The 14313-nt window shown below is 41.2% G+C and carries 12 protein-coding genes; 10 read left to right on the top strand and 2 right to left on the bottom strand.

What is annotated here, in order from left to right:
• The first annotated feature begins 32 nt into the window (after positions 1-32).
• From ACGG81_RS12205 to ACGG81_RS12190, 4 genes are all read left to right on the top strand, one after another.
• Positions 33-1379 (top strand): PTS sugar transporter subunit IIC, encoded by a 1347-nt coding sequence (locus tag ACGG81_RS12205; protein ID WP_016439956.1) that lies wholly within the window; start codon positions 33-35, stop codon positions 1377-1379.
• Positions 1373-1987: a hypothetical protein gene (locus ACGG81_RS12200; protein ID WP_008977684.1), complete on the top strand. Its 615-nt coding sequence runs from the start codon at positions 1373-1375 to the stop codon at positions 1985-1987. The genes ACGG81_RS12205 and ACGG81_RS12200 overlap by 7 nt, the downstream gene beginning before the upstream one ends.
• Positions 1988-2267: 280 nt before the next feature.
• Positions 2268-3173, top strand: a complete 906-nt coding sequence (locus tag ACGG81_RS12195; protein WP_009263839.1) for an NAD-dependent epimerase/dehydratase family protein — start codon at positions 2268-2270, stop codon at positions 3171-3173.
• A gap of 106 nt (positions 3174-3279) precedes the next feature.
• The gene (locus ACGG81_RS12190; protein WP_270457801.1) at positions 3280-3624 is read left to right on the top strand and encodes a GNAT family N-acetyltransferase; all 345 of its coding nucleotides are present in this window, start codon (positions 3280-3282) and stop codon (positions 3622-3624) included.
• Positions 3625-3897: 273 nt separating this feature from the next.
• On the opposite strand, the gene ACGG81_RS12185 is transcribed toward ACGG81_RS12190, so the two are convergent.
• On the bottom strand, positions 3898-4164 hold the full coding sequence (locus tag ACGG81_RS12185) for a glutaredoxin domain-containing protein (protein WP_008977681.1): 267 nt from the start codon (positions 4162-4164) through the stop codon (positions 3898-3900).
• 395 nt (positions 4165-4559) lie between these two features.
• On the opposite strand from ACGG81_RS12185, the gene adhE reads away from it, so the two are divergent.
• Complete coding sequence (gene adhE, locus ACGG81_RS12180; protein ID WP_016441567.1) at positions 4560-7172, top strand: bifunctional acetaldehyde-CoA/alcohol dehydrogenase; 2613 nt, start codon at positions 4560-4562, stop codon at positions 7170-7172.
• A gap of 118 nt (positions 7173-7290) precedes the next feature.
• Here adhE and ACGG81_RS12175 read toward each other — a convergent pair whose 3' ends face one another.
• On the bottom strand, positions 7291-7956 hold the full coding sequence (locus ACGG81_RS12175; protein WP_317344839.1) for a hypothetical protein: 666 nt from the start codon (positions 7954-7956) through the stop codon (positions 7291-7293).
• A gap of 526 nt (positions 7957-8482) precedes the next feature.
• Between ACGG81_RS12175 and ACGG81_RS12170 the strand changes: the two genes are divergently transcribed.
• The 5 genes from ACGG81_RS12170 (at position 8483) to ACGG81_RS12150 (ending at position 14253) form a co-directional block, all read left to right on the top strand.
• Positions 8483-10588: a molybdopterin-dependent oxidoreductase gene (locus ACGG81_RS12170; protein ID WP_390108582.1), complete on the top strand. Its 2106-nt coding sequence runs from the start codon at positions 8483-8485 to the stop codon at positions 10586-10588.
• Complete coding sequence (locus ACGG81_RS12165) at positions 10566-11003, top strand: 4Fe-4S dicluster domain-containing protein (RefSeq protein ID WP_390108580.1); 438 nt, start codon at positions 10566-10568, stop codon at positions 11001-11003. Before ACGG81_RS12170 ends, ACGG81_RS12165 begins: the two co-directional genes overlap by 23 nt.
• Positions 10996-12849 carry a gephyrin-like molybdotransferase Glp gene (glp, locus tag ACGG81_RS12160; RefSeq protein ID WP_390108577.1) on the top strand — a complete coding sequence of 618 codons (1854 nt, stop codon included), beginning with the start codon at positions 10996-10998 and terminating at the stop codon, positions 12847-12849. Before ACGG81_RS12165 ends, glp begins: the two co-directional genes overlap by 8 nt.
• The gene (mobB, locus tag ACGG81_RS12155) at positions 12822-13268 is read left to right on the top strand and encodes a molybdopterin-guanine dinucleotide biosynthesis protein B (protein WP_390108574.1); all 447 of its coding nucleotides are present in this window, start codon (positions 12822-12824) and stop codon (positions 13266-13268) included. Before glp ends, mobB begins: the two co-directional genes overlap by 28 nt.
• Positions 13269-13497: 229 nt before the next feature.
• Positions 13498-14253, top strand: coding sequence for an aminoglycoside phosphotransferase family protein (locus tag ACGG81_RS12150; RefSeq protein WP_009263826.1), 756 nt, complete (start codon positions 13498-13500; stop codon positions 14251-14253).
• The last annotated feature ends 60 nt before the right edge of the window (positions 14254-14313 follow it).

The raw sequence follows: 14313 nt of genomic DNA, 5'->3' as shown, positions 1-14313 counted from the left end.
AGAGTAAACGGAGAGGCAAAGGATATATACTTATGAAAAAATTCACAGGTTTTTTGGAAAAATATTTATCTCCTTTGGGGGCGAAACTGGGTAATCAAAGACATTTGCAGGCATTGTCAAATGGTATGATGATGACACTGCCATTGCTTGTCATTGGTTCTATTTTTATGATCTTGAATAATCCTCCGATTAATTTAGAAACGGTAGATATGAATACAACCAATCTTTTTATCCGTTTTTTAATTAATTGGAAAGAGTGGGCAGTAGCAAACAGCGAATGGATTCTTGCGCCATATAATATGACGTTTGGAATGCTGGGATTGATGACTGCATTTTCGGTTGCCTATTGTTTGGCAAAGAGTTACAAGATGAATGCGGCAGTCAATGGTATTATGTCAATGTCTGTATTTTTACTTGTATGTTCCAAAGTGGTTCAAGTTCCGGTGGGAGAAGATGCTGCGATTTCAGCAATTACATCCCAGTATTTGACAAGTGATGGATTGTTCATTGCATTAGTGTTGAGTTTTGTATGTGTTGAGATTAACCGCATGGTGGACAAACTGGGAATTAAGGTTAAATTTCCAGCATCGGTACCAAGTATGGTTGCTACATTTGTAAACTCATTGCTTCCACTTTTTGTAAATATTGTTATTGTATATGGCATCAATCTGATTTTAATTTCTTTGATCGGAAAATCTATTCCAGAGGCGATCATGAGCTTACTTACACCTGCGATCGATGTCGGAAATAATATCTGGGTGTATGCCGGAATCATTATGTTTTCAAATATTTTATGGTTTTTTGGTATCAATGGAACATCTGTTGTATTTTCAATCGTATTTATGATTGGACTTGCTGGAACAGGAGCAAATGCAGCTCTTGTAGCAGAAGGGCTTGCACCGACTAATCCGATGAACCTTCAGTTATTCCGCTACGCAATGCTCGGAGGAGCCGGAGGAACACTTGGTTTGATCTTACTGATGTGGAAATCAAAATCCGCAAAGCTGAAATCGCTTGCACGAATCTCTATTGTGCCGGGAATCTGTTCCATCAATGAGCCGATTACATTTGGAGTGCCTATGACTTACAATCCAGTTCTTGCAATTCCATATATTTTCACACCATCTATTTGTGTTGTACTTGGATATTATGCGCAGGTATTTGGATGGATTACACCAGGATATGTTGCAGACCCTTCCTTTATTCCATTTTTTATCCAAGGATGGATGTCCGGAATGGATTTTAGAAATGTAATTTTTATGTTCTTATGTATCGCATTGAGTGTGCTGATTTATTACCCATTCTTTAAGGTATATGAAAAACAGGCAGTAGAGAAAGAAACAAAAGAGGCCGAAGAGGAGGATGATTTCGAATGGTAAAAAAGACAATGTATGATCCGTGGCAGTCGATCACAACACGGAATGGATATTGTTGTGATGAAGTGATTTCTGCATTACAGAAGAGTATCCGACGTGCAAATGAAGAAGACGCATGCAAGTTCGCATATGAGTTGTATATTACATCACCGGAGTTAGAAGAGAAGATGTGGAGACGACTCCTTACGATTTCCGTAGAAGATATTGGAATGGGAAATCCGATGGCGGCAGTTGTAGTGAACAGTCTGTTCCAAATGAGAAAAGAATTTGACTATGCAGACGGAGACCGCCCGATCTACTTTATTCATGCGATCCGGTATCTCGTTCAGTCACAGAAAGACAGATCCAGTGACTTACTCAAAAATATCTGTATCAAAGGATTTGCCATGGGAGAGCTTCCGGAGATTCCGGATGTGGCTTTGGATAAACATACACGCCGCGGACAAGAGATGGGAAGAGATTCCTTCCACTTCCTTCATGAGGCAAGTAAAGTAATCCCACAGGCAGAAATTGACAATGATTATAAAGAACGGTATGAAGAAATGTTAAAACGCTATGATCCTGAGAACGTATCGCCTACAACATTTAAGTTCAATGGATGGCAGTTTTAGGAAAATTGTTGACGATTATAGCTGAGAACTGTAAGATGAAATCTCATAGTGTTTAAAAAAAGGGGAAAGAGAGGCTGATGCTGATTTTTCCCTTTTTTAGAATAGAAAACTCTTGTAGAAACAGATGTTTTCGTATGTTTTTACGGGAGTTTTTTATTTTAGAAAACTAGATTTTCAAAATATCTTATGATAAAATTTCCCATAATAAAAGGAAGCAGTAAGAAAGTACGAAGTAAAATAACGGAAGAAGAACGATGGGATAATAGAGGAGACAATGGAAATGGGAAAACGAATATTAATTACAGGCGGAACGGTTTTTGTAAGTAAATTTGCAGCAGAATATTTTGTAAAACGAGGGTATGAGGTATCTGTGCTGAACCGGGGATCGAGGCCGCAGGTCTCAGGAGTTGAGTGGATCTGTGCAGACCGGAATCAGCTGAATGGAGTGCTGCAGGGGAAAAATTTTGATCATGTGTTGGATATTACTGCATATACGAAGGAAGATGTGAAAAATCTTCTTGCGGAGTTGAAGGGATTTTCCACTTATATCCTGATCAGTTCCAGTGCGGTATACCCTGAGACATTGCCGCAGCCTTTTTCAGAGGAGCAGCCGGTAGGATACAATTCTATCTGGAGAAAATATGGAAGTGATAAAATTGAGGCGGAGGAGTATTTGATGGAGAAAGTGCCGGATGCCTATGTGATCCGTCCTCCATATCTGTATGGGTCGATGAACGATGTTTACCGGGAAGCCTTTGTATTTGATTGTGCATTGCAGCACAGAAAATTTTATATGCCGGGGGATGGAAGCCAGAAGCTTCAATTTTTCCATGTGGAGGATTTGTGCAGATTGATGGAAGCTATTCTTGAGAAAAGACCAGAAGAGCATATTTTTAATGTGGGAAATGAGGCAATAGATATTCGTACCTTTGTGGAGCTGTGTTATCAGGCAGCAGGAGAACCATTGAGAGTGCGGCTTATAGGGGATCAGTTTTGCCAGACAGATTATTTTTGCTTTCCGGCATATGAGTATGTGCTGGATGTCAAAAAGCAGAAGGAACTACTGCCGGATGTGAAAGATTTCTATGAAGGATTGCGAGAGGCATTTGCGTGGTATTGTGAAAACAAAGAAGAGGTAGAGAGAAGAGAGTATATAGAATATATTGAAAACGAGATGAGAGGATAAACAAAAGCTTTCTTTTCTTAACCCGTTATGTTAGAATCAGCAAAAAGAAGAATGCGGTGAGAAGAGATGAAACTGATCAAACTTTGGGAAGCAGACTTCAGAAGGAGTGAATCTTCCGGAAGGATTTGTACCGGATACTGTATACCTTCTGGAAACGGAGGGAGAATACGTTGGAATTTTCAATTTACGGCATCGCTTGACGGAGGGACTCATTCATGGAGCTGGTCATATCGGTTATGGGATTTCTCCAAAGTACCGGGGAAAAGGATATGCAGCCAAAGGTCTGGAAATGCTGTTGGAAATTGCAAGAAAAATCGTGCCTGAGGAGGAAATCTATCTTTCGGTACATAAAGATAATCTGGCTTCCCTGAACGTGCAGAAGAAAAATGGAGCTTATATTCATCCTGAGAATGAAGCAGAATATTTTACGCGGATTCCGTTGAAGAGATAGAGGCTACCGGAAATTTATGGTACATCTGATGCAGAAACAGTACAAAATTGAGATCCTGCTCGATTATGAGCAAAAAAGAATTACAAAACTTCAGGAACTGACGCTAGAATGGTGAATATAGAAGTAACCTGAAAAGTAAATTTTTCAAATATAAGAAAACTGGAGAAGAAAAAGATGTAGTTTTAAAATTCTTTCTCCATGAATTTCCGAGAGAGGAGATTTATGGACAAAGAAGGGAAAGGCTACATCTTTTCCTTGTTTTGAGATGGGCTGCTATGCGTTTTCTATTTTGCTTATGACCTCATTTACATCGAAGGTCATCGTTCCGTCTTCCAGCACAAAGAGTGGGACTCCAACGCCACCCTTTTCCTTTACTGCATCAAACATTGGATTGGTATCACGGATTTTTAAGAAGCGTTTGAGATTGCCGATGCTGTCAGAAAATTCAAGAAAGAGATAGCGAATCCCTTTTGCATCAAGCAGCGCTTTTGCATCTACACAGTCTTTACAAGTGTCTGTTCCATAAATGACAAGTTTCAATTTGTTTCCTCCTGCTAGTATTTGAGATTGTCTTGAACGGCAAAAGTTTGCCATACAAAGGTTTACTGTTTCTATATCAGTATAGCATAATCTGGAAAAGGAATTACTCATTTTGTGAGAAAATTTATATAGTATGGGTTGGTCTTGCTGGGGAAAAGTGGAAGAGTTCGAATTATTTTTAACAATAAAAAAACGCTTGTGAAAACTAATTTGCTTTTTGCGTGTGAAATGCACAAGAAAAAGATAGAGAAAACAATCATTTTCGTCAAAATATAAGAAAAACAATGATAGTTAAAAAAATATCAATTTTTCTATTGACATTTTTTTAACGAGAAAATATACTAGGGGATGTAGAAAAGAATTTACTTAACTCATTTACAGGAGGAAAAATTGGTATGGCAAAGAAAAAAGAAGTAGTACCAGCAATTATTGACAGTGTAGAAGCTCTTACAGCAAAAATGGAAGCAATGCGTGAAGCACAGAGAGAATTTGCTACATTTACACAAGAGCAGGTAGATAAAATCTTTTTTGAAGCAGCTTTGGCAGCAAATAAAATGCGTATCCCATTAGCAAAAATGGCAGTAGAAGAAACTGGAATGGGAATCGTTGAAGATAAAGTAATTAAAAATCACTATGCAGCAGAATATATTTACAATGCATATAAAGATACAAAAACATGTGGTGTGATTGAGGAAGATAAAGCATTCGGAATCAAGAAGATCGCAGAGCCAATCGGTCTTGTTGCAGCGGTTATTCCGACAACAAACCCAACATCTACAGCAATCTTTAAGACATTGATTTCCTTAAAGACAAGAAATGCAATCATCATCAGCCCACATCCACGTGCAAAAGCAGCTACGATCGCAGCAGCAAAAGTAGTTTTAGATGCAGCTGTAAAGGCAGGAGCACCGGAAGGAATCATCGGATGGATCGATGTACCATCACTGGAGCTTACAAATGAAGTTATGAAAAATGCAGACATCATCCTTGCAACAGGTGGTCCTGGAATGGTAAAAGCAGCTTACTCTTCAGGAAAGCCGGCACTCGGAGTTGGAGCTGGTAACACACCGGTTATCATCGATGACACAGCAGATGTGAAGCTCGCAGTAAACTCTATCATTCATTCAAAGACATTTGATAATGGTATGATCTGTGCTTCAGAGCAGTCTGTGACAGTTCTGGAAAAAGTATATAAAGAAGTGAAAGAAGAATTTGCATACAGAGGATGCTATTTCCTCAAAAAAGATGAGATTGAAAAAGTTCGTAAGACAATCATCATCAACGGTGCATTAAATGCAAAAATTGTAGGACAGTCTGCTCACACAATCGCAGCATTGGCAGGAGTGGATGTTCCGGAAGATACAAAGATTCTGATCGGTGAAGTAGAATCTGTAGATATCTCAGAAGAATTTGCACACGAGAAATTATCTCCGGTACTTGCAATGTACAAAGCAAAGACATTTGACGAAGCGATCGCAAAGGCAGAGCAGTTAGTAGCTGACGGTGGATATGGACATACAGCTTCCATTTATGTACACCCTGCAGAGACAGAGAAGCTTGCAAAACATGCAGCAGCTATGAAGACATGCCGTATCCTTGTCAACACACCTTCTTCTCAAGGTGGAATCGGTGATCTTTACAACTTCAAATTAGCTCCGTCTCTTACATTGGGATGTGGTTCTTGGGGAGGAAACTCTGTATCTGAGAACGTAGGAGTAAAACATTTGATCAACGTGAAGACAGTTGCCGAGAGGAGAGAAAACATGCTTTGGTTCAGAGTTCCTGAAAAAGTTTATTTCAAAAAAGGATGTATGCCGGTTGCTCTTGATGAACTGGGAACAGTGATGGGCAAAAAGAAAGCATTCATCGTAACAGACAGCTTCTTATACCACAATGGATATGTAAAAGGTATTGAAGAAAAATTAGATGAAATGGGAATCCAGCACACATGCTTCTATGAAGTAGCTCCAGACCCGACACTGGAATGTGCAAAAGCAGGTGCAGCAGCAATGACAGCATTCCAGCCAGATGTGATCATCGCTCTTGGTGGTGGATCAGCAATGGATGCCGGAAAGATTATGTGGGTAATGTACGAACATCCAGAAGCAGACTTCCTTGATATGGCAATGCGTTTCATGGATATCCGTAAGAGAGTATATACATTCCCGAAAATGGGAGAGAAGGCTTACTTCGTTGCAATCCCGACATCTTCAGGAACAGGTTCTGAGGTGACACCATTTGCAGTTATCACAGATGAAAAGACTGGAGTAAAATATCCATTAGCAGACTACGAATTATTACCGAAGATGGCGATCATCGATGCTGATAATATGATGAGCCAGCCAAAAGGACTGACAAGTGCTTCCGGTATTGATGCACTTACACATGCATTAGAGGCATATGCATCTATCATGGCAACAGACTATACAGATGGTCTTGCATTAAAAGCAATGAAAAATATCTTCAAATATTTACCATCTGCTTACGAAAACGGAGCAAACGATCCGATCGCAAGAGAGAAAATGGCAGATGCTTCCTGCATGGCAGGTATGGCATTCGCAAATGCATTCTTAGGAGTATGTCACTCAATGGCACACAAATTAGGAGCATTCCACCACTTACCACACGGTGTTGCAAATGCGTTACTGATCAACGAAGTAATGAAATTCAATGCAACAGACGTGCCTACAAAGATGGGAACATTCTCTCAGTATCAGTATCCACACGCATTAGAAAGATATGCAGAATGCGCTAGATTCGTTGGCGTTGTAGGAAAAGACGACAAAGAAACATTTGAAAAATTCCTTGAGAAGATCGATGAATTAAAAGCAGCAGTTGGAATCAAAAAGACGATCAAAGAATACGGAGTAGATGAAAAATACTTCCTGGATACATTAGATGAAATGGTAGAACAGGCATTTGATGATCAGTGTACAGGTGCAAACCCAAGATATCCACTGATGAAAGAAATCAAAGAAATGTACTTAAGAGTTTACTACGGAAACTAATTTCAGGAAAGATAGTAGTAGCTACCTAGTTAGGGAAAAAGAAGACGTAAGGCTGAAAAGGGCATTAGAAAAAGACAGGAGGACTGACGAAAGTCAGTGTCTTCTGTCTTTTTTGTGATTATTGCTGTTCAGCTTTCATGGCGTGATATCCAATCCAAACAGTCCAAACATATGCCAATGTTTTTGGGATCATCAACATTCCAATGATAGGCACAAGATCGGCAAATAATACAACAGGCAAATAAAACCCAAAGCTAATGACGATTGTCAGCCACATATTTTTGAATAGTTTATCGTTTTGCTCTCTAGAACTTTTATAAAATAGATAAATAATAATAAGACCCATAATTGTGAAAGGAATATTTCTATAAATTCCCCACGATAATGGAGATGCTGAACTTGTCCAGGCATTCTGTGGAAACAGACACAGGACAATTCTAGCTATTGCCATACCATATACGAATATAGTATAGATATTTTTCACTTTTACATGGTATCTGATTCGCCAAATATAATATAGAATGATATAAAATACGGTCATTGTGATAGAGGTAATAAATTTACCTGTTCCCAATGCAACTGTGAAGTTATCTAATCCTGTTGTACATAATGCAACTGCTCTCGGAACCAGGTGAAATGCATCTCCGAATCCTAATACAACTGCCATAATTCCAAAGAGGCGGTACTGCTTATTCCCATGACTTTTAGCAATCATAAGAATTCCCAATGTAACGACCCCTATAAGATAACATGCGTCAAATACTGTTTCAACTATTGCCTGCATAAAATAACCTCCTAATGTTTTTGTGAATAATAGTGTTTTCAACCTGACTGATGAAGCCTCATTTTCAAAATGAACAGCGTTCATGTTGCTATTTTAATTAATTTAGTTTGCTTTGTCAATACCTAAAACAGATAGATAAAGTGAATAAGTATATAAAAAATATTGATTTGACTGGAAAATTAAAGAAATATATTATCTTATATAGAGCATTGTATTAATTTATACATGTACCGATACCTATCCATATTCATTTTTTCTTGGAAAAGATGTAACATCTGTAAAAGATTTGAAAGGGAAAAATGTAAATGGAGTAGATAGTGATTCAGGGTTAATCAAAGAACCAGTGGATAAAGGAGATTTGATTGATGAATCTTTTGCAGTGAAGGCAGCGGAAGAAACAAAATAGGAAATCAGAATACCGGGAGTTCACAGTTCGTGGATTCTCGGTTATTTCTATAAATAAAACAGTAGCTTTTTTCGAGAGATTGAGATAAGTAGAGAATGAAAGAAAGAGGGAGGAACGATATTGAGTCAGAAAGAACATGGAAAGAAACAGGTAAAAAAAGCAGTCTGTGGTATCTGTGCGTCCGGCTGCCCAATGGATGTCTATGTAGAAGATGGAAAGATTATTTCGGTAGAAGGAAGCAAAAATCTGCCTGGACAGAGCGGAGGACTTTGTGCGAAGGGGGCAGCTGCAAGACAGTACATATATAATCAGGAAAGATTGCTTTATCCGATGAAACAAGTTGGGGAAAAAGGACATGGAAAGTTTGTTAGAATCAGCTGGGAAGAAGCATATCAGACAATCGCAGAGAAATTACTGTCAGTCCGGGAACAGTACGGTACACGGTCGACGATTTTTTATGCAGGATATCCGAAATGGTATCGTCCGGCATTGCTCCGTCTTGCAAATGCGTATGGATCACCGAATTATTGTACCGAGTCAAGCACTTGCTTTCAGGCATCTAATATGGCGTGGAAGTCCATCTATGGAAATGATATTTGCTTTCCGGATCTGGCAAATGCCAATACAGTTATGCTGTGGGCCTCCAACTTATATCACTCTAATACACCGATGAGCAAAAGCTATCGGGGAATGAAGGCACGAGGGGTCAAGATTATTGTGGTAGATCCAAGAAACACGGTCACGGCAAGAGAGGCAGATATCCATTTGCGCCTGCTTCCGGGAACAGACGGAGCACTTGCGCTTGGAATGGCACAGGTGATGATAGAAGAGGATCTGTATGACCATGAGTTTGTGGAAAAGTATGTTCACGGGTTTGAAGAATACCGGGCATATGTAAAGCAGTTTACTCCGGAGTATACAGAGAAGATCACCGGAGTTCCGGCAGAGAAAATTTTGGAGGCTGCAAGGCTGTATGCGACAAATGGTCCGGCGGGAATCATGTTCTCCGCGGCGACGGTCGTACATCATATCAATGGAGTACAGAATTATCGGGCGGTTCATACACTTGTAGGACTTAGTGGAAATTACGACAGAAAAGGCGGACATCTGGCAAGGCCACCGGTGTCTGCTCCGGTCAATGAATTTGGGAAAGTGAAGAGATACGATGGCGAGGAAGCAATTGGTCAGAAAGACTTTCCGGCATGGTTTGCGCTTCCGTGTGAGGAGGCTCAGTGCACAAGACTGGCAGAATATATTTTGAAAGAAGAACCGTATCCGCTGAAAGCACTTGTGGCATTTGGAATGAACCACAGAATGTGGCCGAAGCCGTCGTATCTTCAGGAGGCACTGAAAAAATTAGAGTTTTATGTCAATGTAGATCTGTTTCTTTCTGACTCTAGCGATATGGCAGATATTGTGCTGCCTGCGGCAACCTTTTTTGAACGGGAAGAAATAAGGACAATGCGAGGAGGTATGGTCGGTCTTTCAGAAGCAGCAGTCTGTCCGTGCGGAGAGGCAAAAAATGACATTGAGATCATTCAAGAATTGGCACGCAGAATGGGACTTTCTGAACCGGTGCTTTCTGGAACCTATGAGGAATATATGGATTACATTCTCAAACCGACCGGACTTTCTGTGGAGGAATTGCGCGGACATCAAGGAGGAGTAAAGGCAAAACATTTGGTATTCGGGACAGAGAGAAGTTATGAGAGAGAGGGATTTGCTACACCGACAGGGAAAGCAGAATTTGTCTCTACGGTGTTAGAAAAATATAAGGATGCTTATGGGTATGACGGTCTTCCGGTTTACCGGGATTTCAGAGAAGTAAGTGAGGTGGACAGAACAGTTTATCCGTGGATCCTGAATACAGGTTCCAGAAAACCTCAGTATTTTCATGCACGTGTGAACCGTCTTCCATGGCTTGCGGCGTTGGAACCGGCGACTTTGGTGGAAATGCATCCATCCGATATGGAATCACTTCAGATTCAGGAAGGCGACCGAGTAATAGTGACTTCGCCAGGAGGAAGCATGGAAGGAATTGCGGCAGCCGTCAGAAACAATCTGCCGGGGATGGTACATATTTACCATGGAAACAAGAAGGGAGAAGCGAATGAGCTGATTCCGCTTACATATCTCGATCCGATTTCCGGATTTCCGGGATATAAGAGTTATTTTTGTAATGTAAGAAGAAAGGAAGAGGAAGATGCCATATCGACTGAAATTTGATAAAGAAAAATGTATCGGATGCTATGCATGCCATATAGCCTGTCTGGATGCACATCACTCTGTAGGGGAAATTGTGCCGAGTTTCCGGGCATTTCAGAAGGTGACAGATTTATCAGGGACATTTGAAAAAACAGTGTGTCCAGGGTGCATTCACTGTGGAAAATGTGAGCATGTCTGCCCGCAACACGCAATTTACCGGGAAAAAACGACAGGTTTTATTCTCGTAGATCGGGACCTTTGCAATGGCTGCAGAAGTTGTGAGGCAGTCTGTCCGCTTCAGGTGATCCACTTTAATGAAGCAGGAAAGATGGAAAAATGTGACGGCTGTGTGGAACGGATCAAAGAGGGACGAGAACCTGCATGTGTCCGGACTTGTTATCCGGGTGCAATCACATGGGAGAAGGTCGATGGCTAAGGGAAAAGACAGAGATAGGAAGGCTGATATCGCAGCATGTATCTTGGCAGGTGGAAAAAACAGCCGTATGAATGGCAGAAAAAAAGCATTTTTGCCGGTGGAAGAAACCGTATTTTGGAAGAAGATTGCTGCAAAATTAAGTGGATGTTCTGCCATTTATATTTCTGTGGAAGACCGGAAGAAATACGAACAAACACAAGCAGATGTTGGCGAGTGTGGCTTTGAGGGATTTCCGCTTGTGGAAGATTTGGAAAAAGAAAAAGGACCTCTTGGTGGGATTTACAGTGTTCTTACGGCCTGTGAGGAGCAGGCAGTTCTTTTTGTACCATGCGATATGCCGGAAGTGGATCAGGAATTAGTAGATACTATGAGAGGCGAATGGGTTCGTGAGAGAAAGCCGGTTTTTCTTATAAGAGATGGGAAGAGATGTCCATTTCCAGGCATCTATACGAAGGAGATGCTTCCATGGATCCGACGGCAGCTGGAACGAAAAGATTATAAACTGCAAAATCTTTTGAACGAGATAGAGGAGAAGATTGTCTGTTTGGAAGACGAAAGAGATGGGGGTGGCAATATTAATACAGAAGAAGAGTATCGGGCATATTTAAGTAAAATAGAAAGAAAAGAGCTGGTGAGGATTTCTCTGAAAGAGGCTGTAGAAAAAATTTTGGAGGAAGTACGCCCGCTGGATGCGTGGGAGGAACTTCCACTTTTGGAACTTTCCGGGCGCACGCTATGGGAAGATGTATATAGCAGACATGCCCAGCCTCCATTTCCGAGATCCCCTCTGGACGGTTATGCAATCCGAAGTCAAGACAGCATCGGAGCGGATGATACACACGGAGTCTTTCTGCATGTGATCGATACAATTTATGCAGGGGAAGCTTCGGGGAAGAAAGTAGGAGAAAAAGAGGCGGTACGTCTGATGACAGGTGCGCCGATTCCACAGGGGGCAGATACTGTGATTCGTCAGGAGGATGTGGAGAGAGTGGGGGACACGATCTCTGTTTTTCAAGAACAGCATGCCTATGAAAATTATTGTTATGCGGGGGAAGATTATTCAGCGGGCACCTGTCTGTTAACGCGTGGGGAAACCGTAGGGGCCGCAGAGTGTGGACTACTTGCCTCGATGGGGTATTCTCATGCAAAAGTGGTGCGCAATGTGCGTGCGGCGGTGATAGCAACCGGGAGTGAGCTGACAGAGCCGGGAAGCGAATTGTCGTTCGGCAAAATTTATAATGCGAATCTGTATCTTGTGTGTAGCAGGCTTACAGAGCTTGGAGTATCAGTAGTGTGGATGGATACCGTGCAAGATGATGCTCGGTGTCTTAAAGATTCCATAGAGAAGGCATGTAGGCTGGATGCAGACTTGATTCTGACAATTGGCGGTGTATCGGTTGGGCAGAAGGATATTGTGGAGGAAACATATGGACTTCTTGGTGCAGAGATTTGTTTCCATGGAGTGAAGATGAAGCCAGGATCCCCGATGATGGGCGGAAGCTATCAGAAAATCCCGATGCTTAGTTTTTCGGGAAATCCATATGGTACTTTTGTTAATATGGAATTATTTGTGCTTCCGGTGTTAGAAAAGATGACGGGAAGCCAGAGATACCGGGTAGAGTACAGGGAAGGAACCTTGGCAGAAACCTTTGAAAAGACCGGGAAAGTGCCGCGGTTTGTACGGGCGAGATGGGAGAATGGAACGGTAGTGTGGAAAAGGCAAAATGCCTCAGGAATCTTAAGTTCACTCAATGGATGCAATTGTCTGTTGGAAATTCCGCCTGGGATTGAAGAGGGACGAAAGAAAGGGGAGAAAGTATGGGTAAGAATGTTATCCAGCCGGTAATCTTTGCGGTGAGTGGCTATAAAAATACAGGAAAGACAACGCTGATTACAGGAATGATTCCGATTCTAACCGAAAAGGGATATCAGGTGGCAGTCATCAAGCATGACGGGCATGAATTTGAGAGTGACGTGCCGGGAACCGATAGCTATCAGCATCAGAAAGCTGGTGCCTACGGAACAGCGGTGTTTTCCAAAAGTCAGTTTCTTGTCACAAAACGGGTTTCGGAAATTACCGCAGAAATGCTGCTTCCTTTTTTTCCGGAGGCCGATATCATCTTGATCGAAGGGTTAAAAGACAGTAGTTATCCGAAGTATATCTGTACCTCACCGCAGGAAAATGCAACCCCGGATGAAGTTGCAAAGAGGATTCTGGAGCTTTTGCCAAAAAGGAGAGTAGGAGAAACTTCTAGTAATAAGTAGATGAGTGCATAAGTTTAGATTGATAATAAAATAACAATAAAAATAGCACATAAAAAAATGTTAAAAATTATACAAAAAACCCTTTTCAAATCGTTTGAAAAGGTATATAATAGCAATATCAAATCAGAACAATAAAAAATATTGAAGTTGTTTACAGATTATTTTGTTGCAGTTCGGATACAGTCTGCGAACAATGACAGTAGAATTGTATTATTAGGAGGGAACCTACATGAAGTTAGAGCAGAGCAACTTAATCGTAAAACGTGCACACAAAGAAGTGTATAAAACAGAAGAGGGAATTGTAAAGATTTTTGGGAAAGAACATCCAAAGGCAGATGTATTTAATGAAGCGTTGAATACCGCAAGGGTAGAGGCGACTGGTCTTGATATTCCAAAGGTAAAACAGGTGACACAGATTGACGGAAGATGGTCACTTGTGATCGAATGCAAAGAGGGAAAGACATTGGAAGAGATGATGAATGTCGATCCGGCAAATCTTGAGAAGTATATGGAAGACTTTGTAGATCTCCAGCTCCAGGTACAGAGCAAGAGAAATCCTCTTTTGAATAAGTTGAAAGATAAGCTTGCACGGCAGATCAACGAACTGAAGGATCTGGATGCGACAGCAAGATATGAATTGCTTACAAGACTTGAGAGTATGCCAAAGCATGACAAAGTATGCCATGGAGACTTCAATCCAAGTAATGTGATCGTCGGTAAAACTGGAAAGATGACAGTGATTGACTGGGCGCATGCTACGCAGGGAAATGCAAGTGCAGACGCAGCGATGACTTATCTCCTATTTGCGCTGAAAGACCAGAAAAAGGCAGACCTTTATTTGAAGTTATTCTGCAAGAAGAGTGATACTGCAAAGCAGTATGTGCAACAGTGGCTTCCGATTGTAGCAGCGGCACAACTTTCTAAGGAAAATGAGATGGAGAAAGAGTTCCTGATGAAATGGATCGATGTATTCGATTATCAATAATATGCATAGAAAAAGGATTCCGGAAAGAGGCGGTAAGCCCCGATTCGGAATCCTTTTTTG

It is taken from the genome of Faecalimonas umbilicata, from assembly GCF_042846195.1.
GTDB lineage: Bacteria > Bacillota > Clostridia > Lachnospirales > Lachnospiraceae > Faecalimonas > Faecalimonas umbilicata.
This window is presented reverse-complemented; position numbering and strand designations above follow the sequence as displayed.

Excerpts from the sequence above, each read along its gene's own strand:
- ACGG81_RS12175 (WP_317344839.1), bottom strand. The coding sequence starts at position 7,956 with ATGCAGGCAATAGTTGAAACAGTATTTGACGCATGTTATCTTATAGGG.
- ACGG81_RS12165 (WP_390108580.1), top strand. The coding sequence starts at position 10,566 with ATGCCATATCGACTGAAATTTGATAAAGAAAAATGTATCGGATGCTAT.
- ACGG81_RS12195 (WP_009263839.1), top strand. The coding sequence starts at position 2,268 with ATGGGAAAACGAATATTAATTACAGGCGGAACGGTTTTTGTAAGTAAA.
- adhE (WP_016441567.1), top strand. The coding sequence starts at position 4,560 with ATGGCAAAGAAAAAAGAAGTAGTACCAGCAATTATTGACAGTGTAGAA.
- ACGG81_RS12150 (WP_009263826.1), top strand. The coding sequence starts at position 13,498 with ATGAAGTTAGAGCAGAGCAACTTAATCGTAAAACGTGCACACAAAGAA.
- glp (WP_390108577.1), top strand. The coding sequence starts at position 10,996 with ATGGCTAAGGGAAAAGACAGAGATAGGAAGGCTGATATCGCAGCATGT.
- ACGG81_RS12205 (WP_016439956.1), top strand. The coding sequence starts at position 33 with ATGAAAAAATTCACAGGTTTTTTGGAAAAATATTTATCTCCTTTGGGG.
- mobB (WP_390108574.1), top strand. The coding sequence starts at position 12,822 with ATGGGTAAGAATGTTATCCAGCCGGTAATCTTTGCGGTGAGTGGCTAT.
- ACGG81_RS12200 (WP_008977684.1), top strand. The coding sequence starts at position 1,373 with ATGGTAAAAAAGACAATGTATGATCCGTGGCAGTCGATCACAACACGG.